General features: G+C 37.2%; 14 protein-coding genes and 1 tRNA gene. 4 read left to right on the forward strand and 11 right to left on the reverse strand.

The window, feature by feature from the left end; all coding sequences use genetic code 11:
* Positions 1-4 precede the first annotated feature (4 nt).
* Positions 5-673: a TIR domain-containing protein gene (locus tag G7092_RS16795; RefSeq protein ID WP_166091184.1), complete on the forward strand. Its 669-nt coding sequence runs from the start codon at positions 5-7 to the stop codon at positions 671-673.
* A 469-nt stretch (positions 674-1,142) separates the two neighbouring features.
* Positions 1,143-4,868 carry an ATP-binding protein gene (locus G7092_RS16800; protein WP_166091186.1) on the forward strand — a complete coding sequence of 1,242 codons (3,726 nt, stop codon included), beginning with the start codon at positions 1,143-1,145 and terminating at the stop codon, positions 4,866-4,868.
* A gap of 144 nt (positions 4,869-5,012) precedes the next feature.
* Here the strand turns inward: G7092_RS16800 and G7092_RS16805 are convergent, their stop codons facing one another.
* The 8 genes from G7092_RS16805 to G7092_RS16840 form a co-directional block, all read right to left on the reverse strand.
* On the reverse strand, positions 5,013-6,161 hold the full coding sequence (locus G7092_RS16805; RefSeq protein ID WP_166091187.1) for an AlbA family DNA-binding domain-containing protein: 1,149 nt from the start codon (positions 6,159-6,161) through the stop codon (positions 5,013-5,015).
* Positions 6,162-6,224: 63 nt separating this feature from the next.
* Complete coding sequence (locus G7092_RS16810) at positions 6,225-7,313, reverse strand: phospholipase D-like domain-containing protein (RefSeq protein ID WP_166091188.1); 1,089 nt, start codon at positions 7,311-7,313, stop codon at positions 6,225-6,227.
* Between the two features lie 15 nt (positions 7,314-7,328).
* Positions 7,329-9,521, reverse strand: coding sequence for a GmrSD restriction endonuclease domain-containing protein (locus G7092_RS16815; RefSeq protein ID WP_166091189.1), 2,193 nt, complete (start codon positions 9,519-9,521; stop codon positions 7,329-7,331).
* 2 nt (positions 9,522-9,523) lie between these two features.
* Positions 9,524-11,317, reverse strand: a complete 1,794-nt coding sequence (locus G7092_RS16820; protein WP_166091190.1) for a DUF262 domain-containing protein — start codon at positions 11,315-11,317, stop codon at positions 9,524-9,526.
* A gap of 309 nt (positions 11,318-11,626) precedes the next feature.
* The gene (locus G7092_RS16825) at positions 11,627-12,352 is read right to left on the reverse strand and encodes a hypothetical protein (protein ID WP_166091191.1); all 726 of its coding nucleotides are present in this window, start codon (positions 12,350-12,352) and stop codon (positions 11,627-11,629) included.
* 318 nt (positions 12,353-12,670) lie between these two features.
* The gene (locus G7092_RS16830; RefSeq protein WP_166091192.1) at positions 12,671-15,220 is read right to left on the reverse strand and encodes an NACHT domain-containing protein; all 2,550 of its coding nucleotides are present in this window, start codon (positions 15,218-15,220) and stop codon (positions 12,671-12,673) included.
* A 320-nt stretch (positions 15,221-15,540) separates the two neighbouring features.
* Positions 15,541-17,754 carry an NAD(P)-binding protein gene (locus tag G7092_RS16835; protein ID WP_166091193.1) on the reverse strand — a complete coding sequence of 738 codons (2,214 nt, stop codon included), beginning with the start codon at positions 17,752-17,754 and terminating at the stop codon, positions 15,541-15,543.
* 575 nt (positions 17,755-18,329) lie between these two features.
* Positions 18,330-18,411 (reverse strand) — tRNA-OTHER (locus tag G7092_RS16840).
* 163 nt (positions 18,412-18,574) lie between these two features.
* Here G7092_RS16840 and G7092_RS16845 point away from each other — a divergent pair.
* Positions 18,575-19,864, forward strand: coding sequence for a tyrosine-type recombinase/integrase (locus G7092_RS16845; RefSeq protein WP_129568362.1), 1,290 nt, complete (start codon positions 18,575-18,577; stop codon positions 19,862-19,864).
* A gap of 47 nt (positions 19,865-19,911) precedes the next feature.
* Positions 19,912-21,018: a hypothetical protein gene (locus G7092_RS16850; RefSeq protein WP_129568361.1), complete on the forward strand. Its 1,107-nt coding sequence runs from the start codon at positions 19,912-19,914 to the stop codon at positions 21,016-21,018.
* 1 nt (position 21,019) lies between these two features.
* Here the strand turns inward: G7092_RS16850 and G7092_RS16855 are convergent, their stop codons facing one another.
* From G7092_RS16855 to G7092_RS16865, 3 genes are all read right to left on the reverse strand, one after another.
* Entirely contained in the window at positions 21,020-21,286 is a 267-nt protein-coding gene (locus G7092_RS16855) for a helix-turn-helix domain-containing protein (protein ID WP_129568360.1), read from the reverse strand.
* Between the two features lie 86 nt (positions 21,287-21,372).
* On the reverse strand, positions 21,373-22,167 hold the full coding sequence (locus tag G7092_RS16860; RefSeq protein WP_129568359.1) for a hypothetical protein: 795 nt from the start codon (positions 22,165-22,167) through the stop codon (positions 21,373-21,375).
* Positions 22,157-22,669: a hypothetical protein gene (locus tag G7092_RS16865; protein WP_112659168.1), complete on the reverse strand. Its 513-nt coding sequence runs from the start codon at positions 22,667-22,669 to the stop codon at positions 22,157-22,159. Before G7092_RS16865 ends, G7092_RS16860 begins: the two co-directional genes overlap by 11 nt.
* Between the last annotated feature and the right edge of the window lie 113 nt (positions 22,670-22,782).

The raw sequence follows: 22,782 nt of genomic DNA on the forward strand, positions 1-22,782 counted from the left end.
TATTATGGGTAGAAACATTTTTGTTTCCTATAAATATGCTGACAACAAGGTCCAGCGCTTGTCAGATTTACCCTGGAATGAATTTCCAAAAGTCAGAAATTATGTAGATAAACTCCAAGGTGTTTTGGCTGATTGGGATCACATAAATTTAGGTGAAAAGGACGGTGAAAGTTTAGCGAATTTTGCTGACTCAACGATTGAGACATCTTTAAAGGAAAAAATTTTCCGGAGTAGCGTAACCGTAGTCATGATTTCAAAAGGCATGAAAGAAATCTATCTCGATGAGAAAGATCAATGGATACCTTGGGAGGTTTCTTATTCGCTTCGCGAAATTACAAGAAGTGACAGGACTTGCCGCATGAATGCATTATTAGGCATTGTTTTGCCAGATGAAACCGGGAGTTATAATTGGTATTATATAGAAAATGCTAACTGCAACTGTACCACACATGGGACGGGACAATTATTTGAAATTTTGAGGTCAAATATGTTTAATATGAAGAGTCCAAATTTATCATCCTGTGACGGGTTAACTATTCATCATGGCGAATTCTCATTCATAAAAACCATAAGATGGTCGGAATTTTTGACAAATCCCGATGGTTATTTAGATATAGCACTAAACATCAAGGACAATAAAAACTTATATAATATTAAAGTGAATCTTAGCTAGATAGCCGGGCTTATTTATCTTAAAGGTTTTATAAAAGTATCTAACTGCAATCGGACTTTCAACTGTTGAACGATTGCGATACGAAAATTAACACAAACAAAATACGTATCTATTACTCAACCGTGGTATGTAGATACGCTTGCGGTGAATTTCAAAGTATAGTTTAGCATCAAGATGAAAAATCATTTCTTTTGCGCCGAGTGATATTAAAACACTAATGGATGTGCCGAACTAAAATCCCCAGGGTTCCTTTCTTGCTCCAAATTGGCATTCCTGGTTTTATTCCTTTGTGCTATTTTAGAGTAATAGCTTCCTTTATTTATTAGTTGAGAAGTTAATTTTTGTTCAATTCAATCGATAATCCGAAAATAAATGTTTGAATTTAATATTATTTTATCCTTAAAAGAAACGTCTGCACTAAGTTTTAAAACTGGTAAATTAGCTTTTCACAATCTATTTAACCTATTTCATGAGTAAATATTCTTGGATTTCACATGAACTTTATGCCAATGAAGGTGGAAAGTTTCAGAGGGTCTGTAATTATTATCTTAAAAAAATGTTTCGAGGAGTTCAGTTTACTCCGGGGTCAGAAGAAGATACTGACAAAACAAGGCCAGGGCGCCCCGATTCTTATATTGTGCTTGATGAAGGTGGCTATATTTTAACTGAAATTACAACTCATGACAATTTAGATAAGGGAAAGTATAACGCCAAACTAAGAAAAGACCTAGAAGGGTGTCTTGAGTTCGATAAATGGGATATCGAACCAACACAGGTAAAATATATCGTGCTCTGTACCAACAAAGAAGTGGATTTTGAAGTATATGAATCGCTGAGAAAACTAGTTAAATCCTTTGAAATTCCTCTTACAATTTTAGGAGTTAATGAACTGACCAACTATTTGTATGATAAAGGGCGAATGTTTGCACGAGATATTTTCGGTATTCCTTTTGAAACAGGTCAGATTCTTGACAAAGCAGAATTTCTCAATGAATATAGCGGCAAAGGTTTCGTAACGCCACTTGATAATAATTTGTATGGAAGAGAACCCGAATTATTTTTTTTAAAATCTACATTCGAACAATCTGAGATCACAGTTATTACTGGTTCACCAGGAGTAGGTAAATCTAAACTTGCGATCCAAGCTATGGCTGAATTTGTAAAAGATCATCCTAAATTTGAAGATTGTTACATCTGGTCGAAGCCGGAATCCATTATGGAAGAGATTGTGATTTTCTTTGAATCCGGTAAATCCTATATCATACTTATTGATGATGCCAACAGACAATTGGAAAATCTGCTTCCAATTTTAGTTAAAACGCTTGCAAGTGATTTTATTATCAAATTAGTCCTTACAGTCAGGGATTATGCAAAAGAAGATGTAGAGAAACACTTAATAAATCGTGAATTTAAAGGAGTACGAATTAGTAGACTTTCAGATGATACAATTGATAAAATCATCTATAATGCCCCTTTTGGTGTTCTCACGTATCAATTAAGGGCACGGGTCATCGAAATTGCAAAGGGCAATCCGAGATTAGCCATCATGGCCGCGGACGCGGTGAAGAAAGTCCCCGACATTGCATTATTAAACGACGTTTCCTCCATTTACGAATCCTATTTTAATTCAGTTGTAAAAGATAAAAGTTTCCTTGCTGAGTCGTCCACAATAAAGGTCCTCGGCATATTGTCGTTTTTTCAAACACTCGATATACAGGAAAAGGAAGACCAAGATAAACTTAAAAGTTTTGGCATTAGCATAAGTGAATTTAGTGAAATTGTTCATGTTGCTGAGGCGATGGAGCTTGTCGAAATAAACTATAAATCAGTTGCAAAGATTGGTGACCAGGTATTGGGTACATATTTATTCCACTTGGCATTTGTCAAAAAAGGCTATTTAAGTCAGGATACTCTATTTTTTGAATATTTTAATAGATATGTTTATCGTATTCGCGACACTTATCTTCCGGCGATAAACGCGTTTGGAGAAGAACAGATAATGGGAAAAGCTCGCCAGCCTTTGTTGAACTACCTTCTTCGGGTACAGTCAAATTATAAAGATACGGTTCATTTTTTAGAGGTTTTCGGAATCTATCTGCCAATGCAGTGTTTTTCATTTATTCGAAAATTAACCGACGCAGCTGAACAGTCCATTGATGAATTTGACTTTACCGACGCTTATCGAAAAACAAATCCACACGACTTCGACCCGGTCCTTAGGCTTTTAGAGCCATTTTATGAAAGAAGTCTAAAAGAGTTTTCAATTGCCCTTGGGCTGGCCATACAGCATGTGCAAAAGCGAAAGTCGCTACTCGACTTACTTGTTAAGCAAATCAGGACTCCACTTTTTGCAAACGGAGATGATCTCGCAAACGGACTTCAGAAACAAAACATTGCTTATAATTTTTTTAAAACGCATCTGAACGATAGTTATATATATAAAATACTTTTCTATTACGGTTTTCAACACGCCCTTTTGAACACAACCTTTAGCCATGATCTTTACGAGGTGAAAGATGGAGACTATGTTTTCAAGGAAGAGTTCATAATACTAAGAAATCAATTCTGGTTAGATATCAAAGAGAACTATGAAATTGACAAGGATATTTGCTATGACCTTTTAATAGAATATTTAGAACAAAGGGGAGATTTAAATTATGTTTATCTCATATTGGATCAAGTTCATATTGCGGAAATTGTTAAATCTCATTTTGTTCCTTCTAAATATGAAGATTGTTATTTTGTGCAAGAATATATCAATCTGCTTACCGATAAGAGAATAGAAATCAAACAGGAGGTGAAAGTGCTCCAAAAAAAATATCACAATAAAATCTATTCGCTGCACGGGTCTTTAGCATTAGTTCGTAATAGGGTGCGAAAACAGTTCCTCGATTACGAAATAAAAGATATCTGGCAGGCAAAACTGGATTTTGTTAAAAAAACTGTAGTGGTAAGTAGCTTTGAAGATTTCTTGAAGATTTATGAATTTGTCGAGATAATCCGAGATTTTAAATTCTACCATAAAAACCCAATTAATTTCGGGCTGCCTGTGTTATTTGAGAACATATTTTTGGATAATATTGAGCTCGGCTTTCAAACGTTGGCTTTTTATTTGGAGAAAGGCAATATTATAGAATTTACATCAACAAGGTTGTGTAATATTATTTTCCGCCAACTAAATGGAAATTATAAAAAACTATATGATTTAATTAGCTGGCCAAATTACAAACTTAAGCAAATATGGCTTGAAAATTACTTTGAATGGCTTCCAGAAGACGGTATTAATGTAGATTCTATTGCATTAATGCTGACTTGTTTCCGACATGCAAGCAATCACTACAATGTTCACCCGCCCTATTTTGAAAAATATGAAAAGTTCAAACCTGGCACTTATAAGGACGTAGTTGAGACCCTCGTTTTAAAACATGAGTGCGAAAACCAGTTTATCTACAAGATTCCATTCGATTTTTTTAAGGAATATCCATATATCAGAGACAAATATTTTGAACTGTCTAAAAAGATATATTTTCAGCAAGATGTCATAAATCATTCATTTGATACTAAATCAAATGACCTGTTTTTCCTAATGGAAAAAGATGTTAACTTTTTCAACGAATACATTGATTATAGGGTCGGCATTTACAAAGCACATTACTCAGCACCTGATATTATTTTGACGAAAATTTGGGATTTGGCAGAAGGAAAGCAACTTGTTTATGACACTTTTGTTAAGTTAAATCATCTTGATTTTTTCAGTCATGGAATAGATCAGTTTATTGCTTTATTTTTCATACAGTTAGACGAAAAATACTACCAGGATGCGGAAATTGTTTTTAAACAATTAATTACTTTCTATCCGAATGACCCCAAAATGCTAAGCGTTGTTTGGGACATACTTCGAAATTACATGAAGAACTTATATGTGCCCTTGATCAAATTTTGGCTGAGCTTAAATAAAGATGTTACTTTCATTGACCAATGCGATTGGAATAACAATTCCTTCTCATATACAAACGGCCGGCAGATATGGGCTGATTACCGGATTAAAGAACTTGACTTCTTAAGTGAGGCAATAGACGAGATGCCTAATCAACACGAGTACCTAGATCATCAAATTTGGTTGGAGGAAAGAATACAGGCAGAACGTAAAAATGCTGAATATGAAAGGAAAAGAATTTACCGAGGATTTGATTGATTAACATCGTGCCATAACGATTTTAATAGAACCAGTCGCTGACTTTAATTCTTTTAAAATGGCAGGAAAAATCCCTTCTAATATCGGTTCAATCATTGCAGACAATGTTATTAAAAATGGTAAGTATATAGTATTAAAACATTATCAAATAAAATCGATCCTCATATCAAATTCCCGTGGTACCGATAGATTGGCGCCATGCAATTTCACTTTGATGATGCAATGAGAGCCGGCTAATTTTTCATCCGGAAAAACCCTTAAAGGGGCTTTAAAAGCCAAATGCTTTAACTGATGGCGGACATCACCAATATCGCTTGATACCCTGTAGCCTTCCGCTTCAGTAGTTACTTTCGGATAACCTTCTTCAACAGGTATTACTACGATATAGTTTATAACCCGGGGCTGAATCCGGGGCATTACTTTAAATCCCTCAATTTTTGGAATGTATAATTCAATCATTGCCCTATCCAGATGAATTTCCGCGTGATTCAAGATATAAAAATTTAACTTAAAGGCGCGCTCTTCATTGAGATAGTATTGGTCTTCTTCCTGGTAGTTTTGCTTAACTGATTGTAATCTTGAGTTAAGTGTCGGCAAATTCATTTCCTGATAAGAATTTTGAAGACCCGTTTGTTGCCCAAATCGTTCCACATATTTCTTTGGATCCTGTTGTAACAACTCTTCTTTCCAATGAATCTGGTCTTCTATCTGTTTTTTATTATCGTCTGACGGCGTGAAAATATTTCTAATACAAAGCATTTTCAAGATGTGTCCCCCTTCTTTGAATCCTAGTTCAATCTGGTCATCAAGATTTTTAACCTTGAATTTTTTGGCAAAGATCTGTTCCATATCTGTTCTTCCCATCAACACCTGATAGCTTCCTTTCCTAATGAGCATCGTGTTCTTTTTAAGTACCGTTTTTTCATTAAGCGGAGTGTCTTTAAGTATGGAGTAAGGCTGGTCAGCGGTGGCTTTAATTGTCAAAACCATCAGGCTTTTATTTTCAAAAAGGAAAGGTTCGTAAGTGACCGATATTTCTGGAGTTATATTACTATGGATTAATTGTTGAATACTTGCAGAATCAATTGGGTTATCCACTGCTTTAAAAATTATTTCATCTTTGTTCTTTTTAATGCCAATGATGATGTAGCGATCACCTGAATAAGCTGCATTGGCCATTGCCAATACATCTTTGACCAAATCCATTCTTTTTGCATCCTTGTATTCTTCCAGTTTAAAATCTAAAAATTCACTTTCCTGGTGATATTGTATTAATTCATTTATGTCTCTCATGATAATAATGGCTTATATAAAAATGATTGGAACATTCTTTTATTATTGATCTTTTTCCGATCGCTAACTATCAGTATTATCAATACTTCGTTCGGCATCATCTAATTCATTAAGCATTAAAATGAGATTCTGAATACTTATTTGATAAAGTCCAATTTGATTGTTGAGATCAATAATTTTTTCTCCTGCCTCATTATTTAACTGCTCGTATTGTTCTAATGCATTTTCTTGGGCGACTTGTTCAAGCTCGAAACCGTTTTCGCCTGTATCGTTGATCCAATTCTGATCTTTATTTTTAGTTATCTGCCAATCCATATTGAATTTGCTTCTTTCTCGCAATATCGATTCACGTTCAACAAGGCCGCGAATAGAATTGCCAATTATCCGAATCTCGGTCGTTGATTCAATTGAATGGAGATACCTTTCTATATCGGTAAATACATCGTCAAAATCCAGTGTTAATATTTCCAGCTCTTCCAGGTTATCAGCATTCGCTTGGATTGCCGGAATTGGGTGATCTCCTTGCTGAATAAGCCAAATTGCATGGCTATTAATTTTGACAATTTCTTTTTCAAAAGCTGTTAGTGTAACTAAATTATTCTCTAACTCGATAGCTAAACGCTGCAGTTTTCCTCCGAAATATCGAGTCGACCGTGTGATTAAAGGGTCAAAAAAACGATCAATAACATCAGTAATAATCGCTTTTGAGCGGATAATAATGCCCGCTTCAAAGCTATTTGCGCTTTCTTTACTAAAGTTGGCTGAACCAATATAGCCGAGATTGTCAGTAACGATTATCTTAGAGTGATTGTGAAAATTAAAGTAAACCTTAATTTTGTTTTGGAAGTTTTCAGGATCCAATTTCAGGAGATAGGTCTGTATGATTTTTCTTGCACCTTCCCGATACTTAGGTTTCCAATAATCATCCCATCGACCAGGTATGTTTGTAACGATTACTATTTGAGTGTTCGGTGATAAAGATTTTAATAATGTCAGCAGTTCTTCGTTATTGCCAGAAATATTGTAGGTGCTTATTTTTACAAATAAACTTTCGGGAAGTCGATTTGTAATTTCTTTGAAAGAAGAATGGTCCTTTGTAAAGTACAACTCTCCAAATTCCCCAAGCGAAATTGTTTCTTTGATGATGTCCACAACTATAAAAATTTATTACGATTTACCCCAATCCAATAATACTTGAATTTTTCTTGGCCCTATGTTAAGGGAACGTTGTATCCAAATAATATTTCTGGCATTTTCTTTCCATTGAGATTTATATTGCTGAAAAATATTTTTGTTGTTAAAAATGCTTTTACAGTCAGGATATCGTTCCCAGATGCCGAAATTCTTGCCTGCCGCCCAATTCCAGTTATCATTCTTTTTTAAAATATTCTGCCCTAAAATGTAGTATATGTAAACCTGTTTTTTGAAACTCGCTTCATTCTGAACATTCTCTACCGTGTTGTAATTATTTATGAAGTTTTTGCGAAGCCCGATGAGGTAATCACTGAGTGAAATATTCTTAGCCTTACTCCACTTCAGGACAAAATTCAAATATTCAGGTTCTTTAAAGAAAGCACTGTTCCAGGTTACTCGTTGTGGAACGTTAAGAAACGCCTTTATCGGTAAAAGATCCCCACGTATTTCATTTTCAGCGAGAATAAGCTCTTTATAAGAGGCAAGCAGCTTTTTAAAAATTTTAAATTGGAATACGCCGGAAGATTGGGTTATAGTCCAATCAATTAGAAAACGGATACTACCACGGTGATAATCCATGTCTTCAGCCATCCAAAGTTGTTCTTCCAGCTGGAACCGCTCGTTACTTTCCCTTATCAAAGTCAGCTTGAGCCGTTCTTCGCTATTCACGATAGATTCTGCTTTTCTGGATAATAAAGAAGTGCTATCATCCTCCGCTTTAAGACGGCCGGCAATTTTTATAGCCTGGATTGTCTGGAAACTAGAAGTTTTGACAATCGTTTCGTTAAAGCGAAGATTATAAAAGAATCGGATAAGCCTGAAAATGTTTAATGGCTGAGGTTGTCCTCCATTTTCAAAAACCTTTTTCACATGGTATAGAATTGGTAATAAACGGAATAACTCCAATTGATTGATTATGCCATTCGGTGCCAGCCATTTTGGATCAAGGAGATCAAAATGATTATAACTTGAATACTGTTTACTGAATTGCTTTAAAGCGTTAGGAAATTCCTCAAAAAGATAATTCAGGGCAAGAAAATACTTATTAATTTCCACTAGTGGCAGATGTTCGGCTTGCAATTGACATTCTTGATCCCATCTAATGTATTTTAAAATTTCTTTTTTATCAGGTGATTCATCATCCTCGTCATCGAGGATAATTCTTTGCTTCTCGGTCATCTTGATTATCTGTATCCAGCGTAAAAACTCGTTGAACCCGGCATCAGCGTTTGCCAAAGCGTCTTTTTTATTTCGTTTTTTCCAAAAGAAGTCCTGCCATATTTCCCACTGTTCGCTCCAGTCAAGTGTAGTTTTGCCGGTGCCTCTTATTGCTTCGAGTTCAAAAAGTTTTGCTCTTAAATTTTCATTATCAGCGAGTTGTTGCCCGCGAGAATTCATGGTTATATAAAGCTCTTCCCCTTGAGACGTTTCCTCTGTACGGAAATGCCAAAATTTAACATTATCACGGACGAAATTGTAATATTTTTTATCATCATCCTTGAACGACTCGTGAAGTTTAGGAAATAGTCCATGTACAATTGCCTTCACAGTAGGATCACCGTTGTAGTTGGCCAGGAACCAATTTTTACCATCAACCTTAATCAAGTCATCCAGGCTTTTTGTATGATTAATAAGATCAATAAAAAAGCTATGCGTTAGCGATCTGACGCGATAATCGAAAGCGATTCGCTCCAAACTTAGATCAAATCGAAAAAGCCCCATGAAGTCCGCCTTGCGTTTTTCCTTGACAGAAAAATAAAAAAGCATAAAGAACAATGTTGTAAAACGCTGTTGGCCATCAATCAAATTTATATCCTCATTACGATCATTAAAAACATAGTAATCGGGACGGTAGGAATAAAGGAAGCCAATGTTAAGTTCATTATCAATCTGGTTGATTTTCACCAGCATCTCATTAATGGTTTTTTGTATGTTGCTATCTGCCTTTGATAAGGCGTTCAGAAGAAAATCAGTGGTTCTTTTAGATGGCGCATTTCCATTGTTAGTTTCCTGTAAGCCCTCTTTAATGTCATTAAAAAACGTGACCAGGATATTATTATAATTATTGCCCCAGACATACTCCCGCTGAATTTCAGGAACGATTAGGTTATAGCGGTCGAGCAAGGTTCCTACTGAAACTTCCTCCATTGATTGGTTGAAATTCATGATCAATTAAAAAAAGCTTTGATTTTACTGGTAATGAAATTTGTGTTTGCCGTTATATCCAGATTTGTCCAATGTTCCAGATCGAAATTTTCATCATTTTGGTTGTTGAAATACCGGGTAAAAACTTGAAAAGTATGGGGTTGTATAAAATTACCTTGCTGGAAAAACTGAATAATTTTCCCTCGTTTTACAGGATACGATGCATTTTTTATACTCCTGTTAAGTTTGTTATATAACAATACGAGATTTCCAATTGAGTTTATTCGTATGGAAGCGATATGCACGTCTATAAAATTGTCAACTATCTCTATATAGTCATCATCATCTTTCCGATTATCAAATTCGGTTAGATCAAAACGATTATTGTCTTCTTTAAGCAAATATTTGTTTAAAAAAGAAATGTAGTCCTTCTTTTCTGCGATATCCTCCGGAGTTTGCGGGAATATATGCTCAATATCATTATTTGATTTTGTAAATGCTTCGAAGGGAAGGTTTGGATGATCCTTATTTAAAGAGTGGATAATGTCCATTAGTACCAATGAGCGAACAAGTATTTCCGGGCTATCCTTATACCAATTCATCTGGATGTCATTGTAGTCAATCAATCTTTCTTCAATAGAAATTGATAACTTGATACGATCTTTTAATGATTTTATAAATTCTTCCCTGCTATTTGTATCCCGCCACATCTTCCAGGCATTACCAAAATTAAATTCACGTTTAGTGAGGTGATTAAAGAGATAACCCAAGAAATGATAGATATATTTATCGTTATACCAATCCTGCAAAGTGTAATGGAGTTTAAGGATTTCCTTATATAAACCAAGCGCATTGTTATTATTCTCCTCAATAAGTTCAAGAGTCAATTCTGATCTGCCTTTCTTTTCTGCGAACAGCATATAAAGTAAGTTAATTGGGTACTGTTCTTCGTTAAAAAGCTTAACACCGGGTCCAGTTTCAGCAGACTTAACATTTTTAAATTTGCTGAAATAGACAGCGACCTCTTTTTTACTCCACCATTGATTGATTTGATCTAGTTCCCATCCAATCTTAACTCTCCTCTCATTTACCCTAACAATGTTTTTAATGTCGCTTTCTCGTTTTCCTTCTTCATGTGCCACACGTGTTATTAGAATAGCCCTGACGAGATCAGCTCCATCTAGCGGAACTCTTTTTGAATTGAGGTTCCCAAATATTTTCTCTTCGCTGTCTGTAGTTTCTAACTTATTCACGATTAATTTAACATCGTTCAAAAGGACATTCAAAAACTTTGAGGAGTCGCCGTTTCTATCATGATTGAATTTAGCAAACCATTTCTGTAATGCTTGATAACCATTAAATAAATAGCTTACATCCTGGTGGTCATAATCAGGAAACATGTTGCTGAATTCTTGCCAATTACCCTCTGGGAACTCAGCATCTTTATTGGTCACAATAGTATTTAGAAATTTATTTGTTTCCTTTCTTATAGAGTTATCTGGAAAACACACTTTATTGTGCACCAATTGTTGCTCGCCCAGAAACGATAAAATTAGGGTAAGCGTCGTCAGGCGTTGTTGCCCGTCCACCACGTTAAAAGAGTTTGCATTAGGTACCAAGGTGATATTCTGCAGGCAATAAAACTTCCCGTCCTCCGATTTAAAGGCTTCAATATCGTCCAAAAGTTTTTCGATGTGCCTGGGTTCCCATTTATATCCACGTTGATATAACGGAATATTATAGTAAGCCTTTTGATGAGTATTAAGGTAACCGTTAGATGAAAATATTTCCTGAACGGAATAAAGAAGTCGGCTCATTGTGTAAGGTTTAAATCAATGTACCAAATTATACTAATAAGACAGTTATTTCAAAATAAATAGTTGCATAATGTTGAGATCCGCCCTTCGTCTCCCTCTGTTTGGTGTATTATCGAAGGTATCCGCCTTGTGGCTGAATCAATATGGCCATCAGGCGCGACATAAGATTATACATAATGCACAACTACTTGTCAGTAGTCAAAAAACGCCGCTAAGCTGACCTGCGTATGGAAGTCGAAATGCCTGTAGCCGCCAGTGGCCAGGTTCATTAATTCCTCCAACCAAAATCAGGAATTCTTTACATCCTGATCAATTAAATTCGAAAAGGGCATTTTCTGGCACGGATAGATTTTCCCGGTAGCAAATAGCTTCATAGGCAACCTGACTTACATTTACTAATGAGTCGTCGTTTGAATATTCTTGAGCAATAGTCCTTATAGAACTGAGCGCTTTTATTGAACCGAATTGTGCGAGGCACTCCAGTGCCCTGCGCAATTGTGCTTGATCTGGTCTGGACTGAATTTTGAAATCATCAAGGTGGTTAATAATCCATTCTTCGTCTGACGAAGTCCCCAAAAGCACCAAAGCGCTAAGCGGTCTTTCCAATCTGTGTATAGCGGTTTCATTCTCTTTTTTTACCTCCACGATCATATCTTCGGCTATTTCTTTCAAGTATATATTGAGTTCGGCATACTGTAATTCCTCAGTAGTTTCAATAAACACCTCGGTTTCGTAATTAAATTTATCTTCTGGAGCGGGAAAATGCTTCCGATAATAGCATTTAGCGATTTCGATAGCAACTCCTCTTTCCATTTCTTTTAATGATTTCATCAGGTTATTATGGAGGTGCTCATCATTTTGCAGGAAAGCGCTACCATTAAAATATAATTTAACTACAGCATCATGAATTTCTTTCTCCCCGATATAGTAACAGGTTTTTGCCAGGTGAAAAGCGAGGCTATATTCCTGCACGTACCTTTTCTTCCTGGAGATCCATTTGGAAATATTTTTTAAGGTCGATTTCGCTTCAGTCAAGTTATATCTCCTGATTGCATCTAATAATGTATGAATGGTAGGCAGATACAGCAACTCCGGCAGGGTATTATTGCGAATGAGGCTGATAATCTCGGCGTTCTCTACGGCAACTTTTAAAGCAGCACTTTGGAGTTGACCATTTTTACCATCAAGATGTTTTGAAACTACCTCTTTTACATCATTGAAGCTGAACCTTGTTAATGTCTGCAGGGCTATAGAGCCAATATTTTTGTTGGGGTGCTCAATAAGTTCAATAAATATTTCCTTGGGTATATCACATACACTATGGCAGATCGCTTTAGCGAAATTTTCAGCTATCTAATATGGCTCTGGCTGTTTAAATATTTTCTCCTTTACGGAGTTGATGACTTTTATGGAATTAATGCTCTTTAAAAGCATGTAAACACTATCTTGTTTACTAATATCAGCGTGTATATAAGCAAGTTCCAGAACCTGAAGCGCAAAATTCTCGTCCTGGAATTTGGAGAGTATTTTTCCAAGTGCGTTGACTTTCTCACCACCTTGTTTGTGCAACTGAAAATTTCGCATAAAAAATTCCTTTAGTTTCCCGATAACAGTTTTTGATAACTGGTTTTTCGCATGAAGCTCTAAAAATATCCTTTCACAAGTCATGTTGGCCATGTAATCATGATACTTCTCCCAATTTTCAATTATTCGGAGATGTTCCGGTTCATCAAAACAGGAAAGCCCATAAAGAACATGAGCCTGCGAAGATGTCCCTTTAAAAAAATCCCCTTCATTCCAATCTATATGGTCATAAATGATCTTTTTTGCCGCTGGAGTTTTGTGTTTCGCGATATTCGATAAGGCTATCATTTTAACATCAGCAGGATAGTCCTGGTCAAAAACGGTATATAGAAATTCATTGGCTTGCTCGTTACCAATTCGCGCCAAATAGCTCATGGCCCTTTTCCGCAGAGATTGTACCGGAGACCCCAGTTGATTTATCAGGCCATCGACGATTTCTTTTGTGATGGCTGAGGAACAATTCATATTTTCAGAAAGGCAGTAGGCCGCGAGCCAAATCTCACCTTTGACCATACTGATAAGATTAGAGGAATCAGCCAGCAGAGAAGACAGCCCCACCAGGATCATTTCCCATTTTTGCTGGTTCACAAGCCGGTGAATAACGTTATGGTCTTTTTGAAAATCTCTTTTTAAGCCAAAAGCAGCAAAATAATCCAGAAATAAACGATGCCAAAAATAAATTTGGTCATCCGTTGAAATGATTAAGCCGGTTTGTTTAAGGTGATTGACAATGTCTCCAACCGTAAGATTTGCAGGGATTTTCCTTTTGGCTTCCATTTCCAGTTGAATTTCAAGAATAACCTCTTCGGCATCGTCGATGCTCAGGTTAGCGTCACCTGCTTCAGCAATCCTATAAGCAATTGCAGATAAAAACTCGGCAAGCGTTGCCCAATTTAAATGACCAAATTGTTTTGCCTTGGCCTCTTGCCATTTCTTTACCCGGGTTACGATATCATTAATAATTTTAGTGGCGGTACTGGGCAGCGATCCTGTTTCTTTAAAGATTGAAATTAGAAAAAGCAAGAGCAATGTGTTACCTGCCTCCGCCTTTAAGTTGTTACTTTCAACCTTGCTTTGAAAGTCATAGTAACCATTATCTATATATGCGCGGGTAATTTCTTCGATCTGTTCTTCCGAAATTGGCAGTATCTCAAATATTTCAGAGGGGGTAAACTGTGGGACGATATTTGGCCTGGTGGTTACAAAACATTCATGCTTTTGACTGAGATTTTCAATGGCCTGGAATGTCTCTAGCCTTAGCCCTTCGCTAATTTCGTCATATGCGTCAAGAAGGAAAACAAATTTGTTCTTACCAGCTAAATCCCGGAATGAACTACAGGTATAGCCCCCATTATTCAGCTGGCGCTCTATTAGAAACTCTAGGTTATAATTGTGGCCTATTTCCCTTAAAGGAATATAAACCGGGATATTAACATCTCTGAAATCTAAGCAGTTTTGTGCATTAAAATAAGTCAGGTATCTCAATAGCGTAGTTTTACCCGCACCTGTGTTCCCCACAAATACTTTGATATTGAGGTTGTATTCTCTTTGTATTTGCGTAAGCTTAATTGAATTTTCCCTGTCATACCGTTCTTTTACTGCCAGGTAATGCTTAAAAGTCAAATGATGGTGCGGGTTTATCTTTTGAATTTCCAGATTGTTGATTGCCTGAAAGTTATTAATTGGGAGGTGCCAATTGGTAAATTGATCTCGGATATTTTGCAGGTAAATTCTAAAATCCGATAAAATCAACATGTTTTTATTTACCTGCATGTTAAACTCATCCTCTTGAGTAATTCCGATGGATCCCGCATAGTTTAGGTTACTCAGAATTTCGAAATGGGATTTGAGGGCCTGGTTATCCCTCCCTAAAAGACCAACGAGGTGATCCAGCTTATTTTGCAGGCTTTCTATGCTATCAGAATAAAACAAAAGAACATTGACATCAAAAACTTTGATCTCTGTACCGTTGGTCATCATTAAAAAGTTCCGGCCAACGCTGTTAGCGTAAGAACGTAATTGCCCAAAATGATCATTGATATTTTCAGAGGGAGCTTTGCTGTCTATAATAAACCTTGGTTCATCGATATTTCCATCCAGACAAATAACAAAATCCGGCCGGTGAGTCAGGCCTTTTGAGCCACCCTTTTCTGTATTGACACCGGAATGCAAATCCCTGGCTGGATAGTGTTCCTCCGGTTTTATTTCATTTAAAGAATACCCTAAGTAATTCTGCAACAAGGGCAATATAAAGTCCTGACTTACTTCGGCTTCGTTATTAAATTTCAACCCCGCAAATTGGTCGAGCAGTTTTCCCATTTATATAAATATCGGAAAATTTCCGATAGGCGAATTGTTACTTGCCATAAATTCAAGAAACTCGTCGCCATTTGGATTTTATCCAATGTTTCAATTTTACACTTTATATGATTCGAATTCAGCAGACCCATTAAAATCTTGACAGAATCTATTTCCGATAAAGTACTATTGGAATAAGGTGCGGGATCTCCATTTTTGATACTGAAGGGATTTGTTAACGGTGTTCTCTTTTTCACAAATTAGGTAAAGAGATATGTTTGAAGCCATTAAGAATCAACATCAAATCATAATAATTAACGATTATTAATTAAACATTTCGCTTATTCGAGGGTATCGTAAAGCTTACAATTAAATTGGGTTAAGATGGGTTGAATGGGACAAGCGATACTAATTGATCCGCTTGCGGCAAATATGATCCCAAAGGCAATTCCTTTTTCGTTAAAAATCAATGCCCCTGAATCCCCCGGTTGGGAGAATGGTCGACCATCCTCGCTTTCTATCAGTATAACTTCTCTAAAGGCGCGCTTACGATTTGTATTGTAGCTTACCTGCATAGTACCGTTTACCGCCAATACTTTTCCTTTGGTTAGGCCGCTACCGCTACCATATTTGTAAACCATGGAATTTATTTCAGGTGTCGAATAGCCAACGATAGTTAGCTGCTTTTGCCGGAAAGGGATTTTTGAAGAAAATCTAATGCCCGGGTCAAGTATCGCTATAGCAGCATCGATTAAATTCACATCTGAAAAATCTGATCCTGCCTTGATACCAGATAAGCGTACACTATCATAAAGTTTACCAATTCTCATCTGATCTTGTCCATCGATCCCCAATGCAGCAATGTAGTTTGTTGTTTTCGATGGTTCTCCTAAAACGTGGCTGGTAGATAAAATAACGGTTTGGCCGTCGGGTAGGGTTAAAAAGCACCCCAGTGTCCCTTGCCCTCCATCACTCAACGTTATATTTCTAATGGCAACCCCGGGTCCTAAAGTTGCCCTTTTTTTAATATTCGACCTAGTAGCATCAGCATATTCTTGCATATTATTCTCGAATTTTTGTTCTAAAAGATATTTTACCGGAACTTTCATAAATTCTTGGTATTCCTTGAACATTTCGGGTATTGATTTTGAATTTAAAAATACCATATAAAACGGTTCTTTATCGGGCCCTGAAACAATACATCCAGTGAAATTCCTGCTTTTGGCCAGTACTGTTTCAAATTCTGGTCTATTATTTTCTGCGAATGCCTTTGGGGTCAACGGTTGACTTAACTTTGTATTACTCACATAAAAATCATTTGTCCACAGCTTTTTACCGGTGGAATCCTTTTTATTGGCATTATAAGGGGCCTCTGTTTTGCCAGTCAAATCTTTAATAACCGGCGTGGGACCGTGCCTGACAATCACATCATCATAATCTCCTGGAGGGGGGTTGTTTTCTGTCTTAAAAGTCACCCGGTAGCCACCGCTTTCTTTTCGTGTAACGTTTATTTTTCCCTGGATATAACTTACATCGCCAAATTCCATAACTAATTTAACAGCAAACCTATTCAATATGGAGGATTGCGTAGATAAATAAGAAGGAGTCATTGCGTTAAGCGTTACTTTCGTGTTTTTTTTGAGATTGTCTTTTATGTAATTTTCTAATTGTTCAGGAATGTCTAATTCGCTATACTTTTCGAGTAAGTAATCAGAAGCTTCGTCAAAATCAGGCGGTGCGTTTTTTTCAATTTCAATTAGGGCGTTATTAAGATCCGGAAAATTTTCAGATAGAAGCTTCTCAGTAAATTCTTTCTGCTTAAAATCTTTAAGTGTTAGTCTTAAGGTGTCCATCAAACCGCCATCTCCGCATCCACTCACTAAGTATTCACGAACTTTCTGGGAATTTTTACCTGATTTTTGGTGAAGACCATTGTCAGTCCAATATAAACTCATAGCCAAATTTTCTATTGGTATTTCTTCTCCAAAGCCCACTGCAAGAATTACACATTCGAAAAAAAAGTGTTTATTCCCTTTATTTGAAAGTAATTTGACACCTTTAGTTGATTTTCTAATAGCATTGATTTCAACATCAGTTTTTACATCAATCAAACCAACCACTAACTTCCATTCATCCTCTATTTGCTTGATAACATTAACGGTTGTATCTGCTTTCCAATTTAAAAAGGGAAGATCAGTTTCGAAAGTCCCACTTCCTTCGTTCGGCCAGTCATATATATTGGGGTGAATATATCTAGTGGTATTTCCTCTTTGAATGGGCATTAGGAGTTCTTCTGTTTCAAATAATGTTACGCTACAACCTTTTGAAGATGCTGCGGCTGCGGCTGTCATACCTGCAAGTCCACCGCCTACAATTCCTATTTTCGACTTTTCATTAATTTTTCCTTCTTCGAATAATGCACAAACTAAGTTTAAAGCTCGATTCTGCTGAGAGTGAAAGGTTACTCGTTTTGCATAACAGCCCAATGTATAAACTCCTGGATACTCAACTACTGTAGATTGTTCAAATATTAGCTCACTTGCAGATTCGTCCATTTATTGTGATCGTTTAGTTAGTCAAATATAATAATTACGGTACAAGCGTATTAAAGAATCATGACTTCAGGTTTTAAAAATACTCTTTAACCCATCTTTAAATTCATAAATAGCTAAATTTCAACAATTAAATTATACTTAACATTTAAGTAAAAAACATTTTTAGGTGGCCGAATTGGTGTCCTGAATGCTTTATTCGTAAGATTGACGTGAACTGGAGTAAAAAAAAATCTATAAATCAGAGACTACAAACAAAACACTTGTTTTAACTGCATTATCTTCATTTAATAGACAAAGCAAAGCATGAATAGACAAAGCAAAGCATGTTTTACCCTTGTTTTACTTTTCACAAAAAGCCGAATTAAGTTAAAACTTATTAACAAATCTTTCGCCGACCTCTTGCATACAACTTATCAATTTCGATATAATCAAAATACTGATAATCAATTATTTAATGATTGTTGATATTTGTATATTAAATGATTCCCTCACTTCATTTAAGCCAAATAAGGTTTAATATGATGCGATAAATCACAAAAAAAGCACTTACAGTTCCGTAAGTGCTTGATAATCAGTGGAGAATATCGGAGTCGAACCGATGACCTCTTGCATGCCATACGGGATTTTGAAAAATTCAACCAATTACAAAAATAATTCAAATATCTAATTATCAATTATTTAACGACATTTTTATGACAATATTTTTCGGTTTTAATTAGCTTTTTTATTACATTTGTTTTATCACAGCTTTATCACGACAGGTAAATGATAGAGCACTTGCATACATACACGCATACAAAAAAACATTAAAACCGATCGTATGGAGATTGTTGTAAAACCAGTCCTTTGGACTTACAGAGAGATAATTGAAACCGATAAAAATTATGTTATCGGAGAGCATGAGGTACGGATAAGGATGATGCAAAACCGCGTACCTAAATATATGACCACGGGCTTTAGCTGCTCAGTTGAAAACTGGGATGAAGATAATAGCAGGCCAAAAACCTCACATCCTAAATTCCTTGAACTGTCTGCCAGGATCAAAAAGATCGCTGATGATATTGATTACGAAATAAAAACTGCCGAGAAGGCAAACCGCCCGATCACACATGTAGAAATTAAGGCAAATCTTACCAATCGCATTCAGCTGGCAGCAGCCCCTGAAAAACCGAATAAGATATTGGCTTATATCCAGTCTATCATTGATTATTACGAGTCGGTTGATAATCCGGGTTATGCTAACGTTTTTTATAATAACAAATTAACGGTTAAGAAATTGTTAAAGGATAAGGATAAGATGTTTTTAGCGTTTACCAAATCGGATCATGAGGCCTATGAAAAACAGATTTCAGGCTGCACTGAATCAACCCGGAGCCATTATTTACGAACCTATTACCGCGTTTGGAATTTAGCGATTGCCGACGGTTTGTGTAATAAAGATCATCATCCTAAGAAGTACATTAAATTTAAAGCTTATAAAAGGATCAGGACTAAAAAGCGTTCGATCAAACTCGATTACTGGGAAAGGATCCTCAACCTGAAACCGGCAAAAGAGACCCGCATCTACCGTTCACACCTGCTCATGCGCTTCATGTACTACGCCAGGGGTATGAACTTTAACGATATGATGAAACTCAAGAAAGAGAATTTTGTCAATAACGGTATTGTTTACAAGCGGTCGAAAAATAAACGCAACTATGATTTTGAATTGCATCCGGAGGCCATAAAGGTGATCCAGATATTTGAGCAGTATCCTGACCAGTCGGATGCCGGGTATATCTTTCCTTTTATTATGAAGGAACATGACACCGCGAAGAAAATTGATGTCCGGATAGATTCTGCATTAAAGGATTTCAATGAAGATTCAAAGGCAATGGCGGAGGCCATTGGCTGGAAAAAACAGTTTACCTCGAATGCTTTAAGGCATGGTTTTGCGAGCCATCTGAATGAAGCGGATGTGGACATTAAAATTATACAGGAGGCGATGGGCCACGAAACCCAGGCCGATACACGCATTTATTTGGCTGATATTGAAGACAGCATCATTACTGAAGCCATTAATGGCGCACTGATCAAACCGGGAGCAAAAAAGAAACGGGAAGCTGCCTGATGGAAAACTTCAGGAAGGTTTTCCCATCTTTGGTAATATTTTATTAAATGCCCGAATTTCTTCAGCATAAAAAAACGAACTCGATCATCAGCGCGAAAGACCGCAGGATCGTGTACTTCAGCTATGAGGACTTTATCGATAAAATTGTAAAAAGGCACCATTGTTTTATTTGCGGCATATCGCCGAAAAGAAAGACCTTTAACAATGAACATGTGATACCCAACTGGATCTTGCGGAGCTATGGCACGCCGGCATCCTTTATGATCCTGCCCAATCAGACTACTATAAAACATACTAAATATACGGTCCCGTGTTGTGCTGACTGCAATACGGAATTGGGTAAAACACTGGAGATACCGGTGAGTACCTTATTAAAGAAAAGTTATGATGAGGTTTGCGCGGAGTTGGAAAGAGATGAAAGATTGTATCTAAAGCTCTTTCATTGGGTCGCCTTGCTATTTTTCAAGACGCATTTAAAAGACACTTATTTACCAATAGAGAGGGATAAAAGAAAGACGTCGGGAACCATTGCAGAAACGTATTGCTGGCATGAGATGTATCATGTGCATAGTATCGTCAGGCATCATTATTCCGGCGCCAAAATAAATGACAAGGTTTATGGGACCATTGTAGTTTATGAAGCATTGGTAGAAACCGAAGAGGAAGAATTTGACTATCTGGATAACCTGAACAGTCAGATCGTTATGGTTAAGGTGGGAAAAATTGTGATCCTGGCTGTGCTGAATGACAGCAGGTATTGCATGGCTTGTTACAAAACCATGCTAAATAAAATTACCGGGCCGCTCAATTCCGTACAGATCCGCGAACTGTTCGCCCGTTTCCGTTATTTGAATATGAACATTAAAAAGCGCCCTGCCTACTACACTTTGATCGATCCGGGCAAAAGATATCACATCCGTGCGCGAATGCCGAAGAAAATCGAGATCTTAAAGCAACATGAAGAGCATATATCCCTGTTTAAATTGATGCGACTGTATATCGGCGATCTTATGCCGCCTGAGTTGGAGAACCGGGAACAGTTTTTAAAAGACCTGGAAGAAGGCCGGGCGCAATACCTGTTTGACTGCGATTTTAATTTTTTCCAGCATCTGAGTTTTCAGGAAAAAAAGAAAAAGGAAGCGATAAAAGTTTAAATTAAAGTGTGGTGTATTTTGATTTAGATAAATACTCATCTATTTCTTCTGCATTATAAAAACAGACCCCGCCTAATTTGGTAAAGGGAATTTTTTTACGGTTACGAAGGGTTTGTAAGGTTACTTCTGAAATACCTAATAATTCAACGACTTCATGTGTCTTCAGCCATTTCTTAGGTTGCTTGATGTTCAATAAATTCTCTATATCTGCTAATAACCGCAACCGGAATTTTTCCAGGTCATCGGCAGTTAATATTTGTACGTCCATGATCAATAAGATTTTCAATTAAGGAAGCGTAAGGGTTACCGTTGCGGTTACGCCCGCAGGTCAGCCTGCGTTTAAAATTCAAGTTTCTACCTTCCGCGTTTGGGGGTGCGGCCAGCATTATCCGTTGCGTTGTCTCGCTTTTGAATATTCTCTTCAATAAACCTGGATAAGTTCGTTTCGGACAAGTGGGTTACTTTCGCGCTGAGGTTCATCTGAAAGGGGTGCTCAAATAACAGGTCTGTCTCTCCGATACCATACTGTCTTGCCACGGCGACGGGATCGAGTTTTACTTCATAAGGTATTTCGAGCACTACGACATTTTCCGGCAATTCAAACAGGTTTTCATCCACCTCAAATAGCTCATGGGTTTCCGTGTGGTAAAAGCAAAGGTATTCTTCCCCGCTGTCCGACATTTCCATGTCCCTTAGACTGATATTTTTCCAGGGCAGTTCAGTTTCCCGCAATTCCCTTAATCGCCAGTCGATCGTAAAATCGGTGCCAGCCAGGTCAATATGCGGCAGTTTGCCGGACAGCCGGAGTGTGGTATCGTTATCGGCCAGATAGAATCCCCATTCTTTATGCTGACTTAAGCTGTTCAGGTCCTGTATAAATTCTGGTGTCAGGGAGCCAGGCGCGTCGAGGACCGGCGCGGGAATGCGCATGTTGAGGATATGATCGTCGTGTTTCCCGGATTCGGGCCATTCCGAAGAAATCTTATTGCGGCTCTTATCGAATTTAGCAGAATAATACCCCTCTTCTTCTTTTAAGTCAGCGAAGGGAATAATATTGTCCCGTTTGTTAAACTGTACCAGTTCCCGTTTAACGGTATCGATGATAAAAGGGGCTGCTCCCATGACGACTGTTATTTCTTTACTTTCCATGATGTGCGTTTATGGAATCCGCCAATTCGATCAGTTTCGTCAGCAGTTTAACATGCTCCTGCCTCACTTTCAGCAGGTCTACCGTCAGTCGCAAGGCCTCGGTCAAGGTATTTAGATCTATCCCTTTTAAAGTAAATGACATGTTGATATCGTCCTCACTGATCACCGTAACATGGGAAACTTTAAAGTACCGCATCAACCTGGTCTGCTGCACTTTAAATTCTTTAACCTGCAAGGGATCAAGCCATTTGACCGTTTTATTGGCTAAACCGGTGCTGACCATCAGCATATCCGGGCTCACTATATATAGCTCCGAACAGAGTAAAAAGAAGCGATAGAAGAAAACCATCAGGATCAACAAATTGGCGATGATCAGCATGGGATGGATCAGGAAAATCGGCGGAATTGAAAAATAGTAGAGTATCCACCAGGGAGCTGTGCGAAGCAATAGATACGCAGTGGATGGCCGGAAAGGCACCATCGCAAATGGGAACAAGTTCATTTTGGTAAATTTTAGGGTTCTTAAGAAAGGGGCTGATCACTGCAACCGCAGGAATGCCGGCTGATAGAAAAATGTCAGCCTTGAAAGGTATTTAAAAAGAAAGGTCCCTTAGC

The sequence above is a fragment of the Mucilaginibacter inviolabilis genome, from assembly GCF_011089895.1.
Lineage (GTDB): Bacteria > Bacteroidota > Bacteroidia > Sphingobacteriales > Sphingobacteriaceae > Mucilaginibacter > Mucilaginibacter inviolabilis.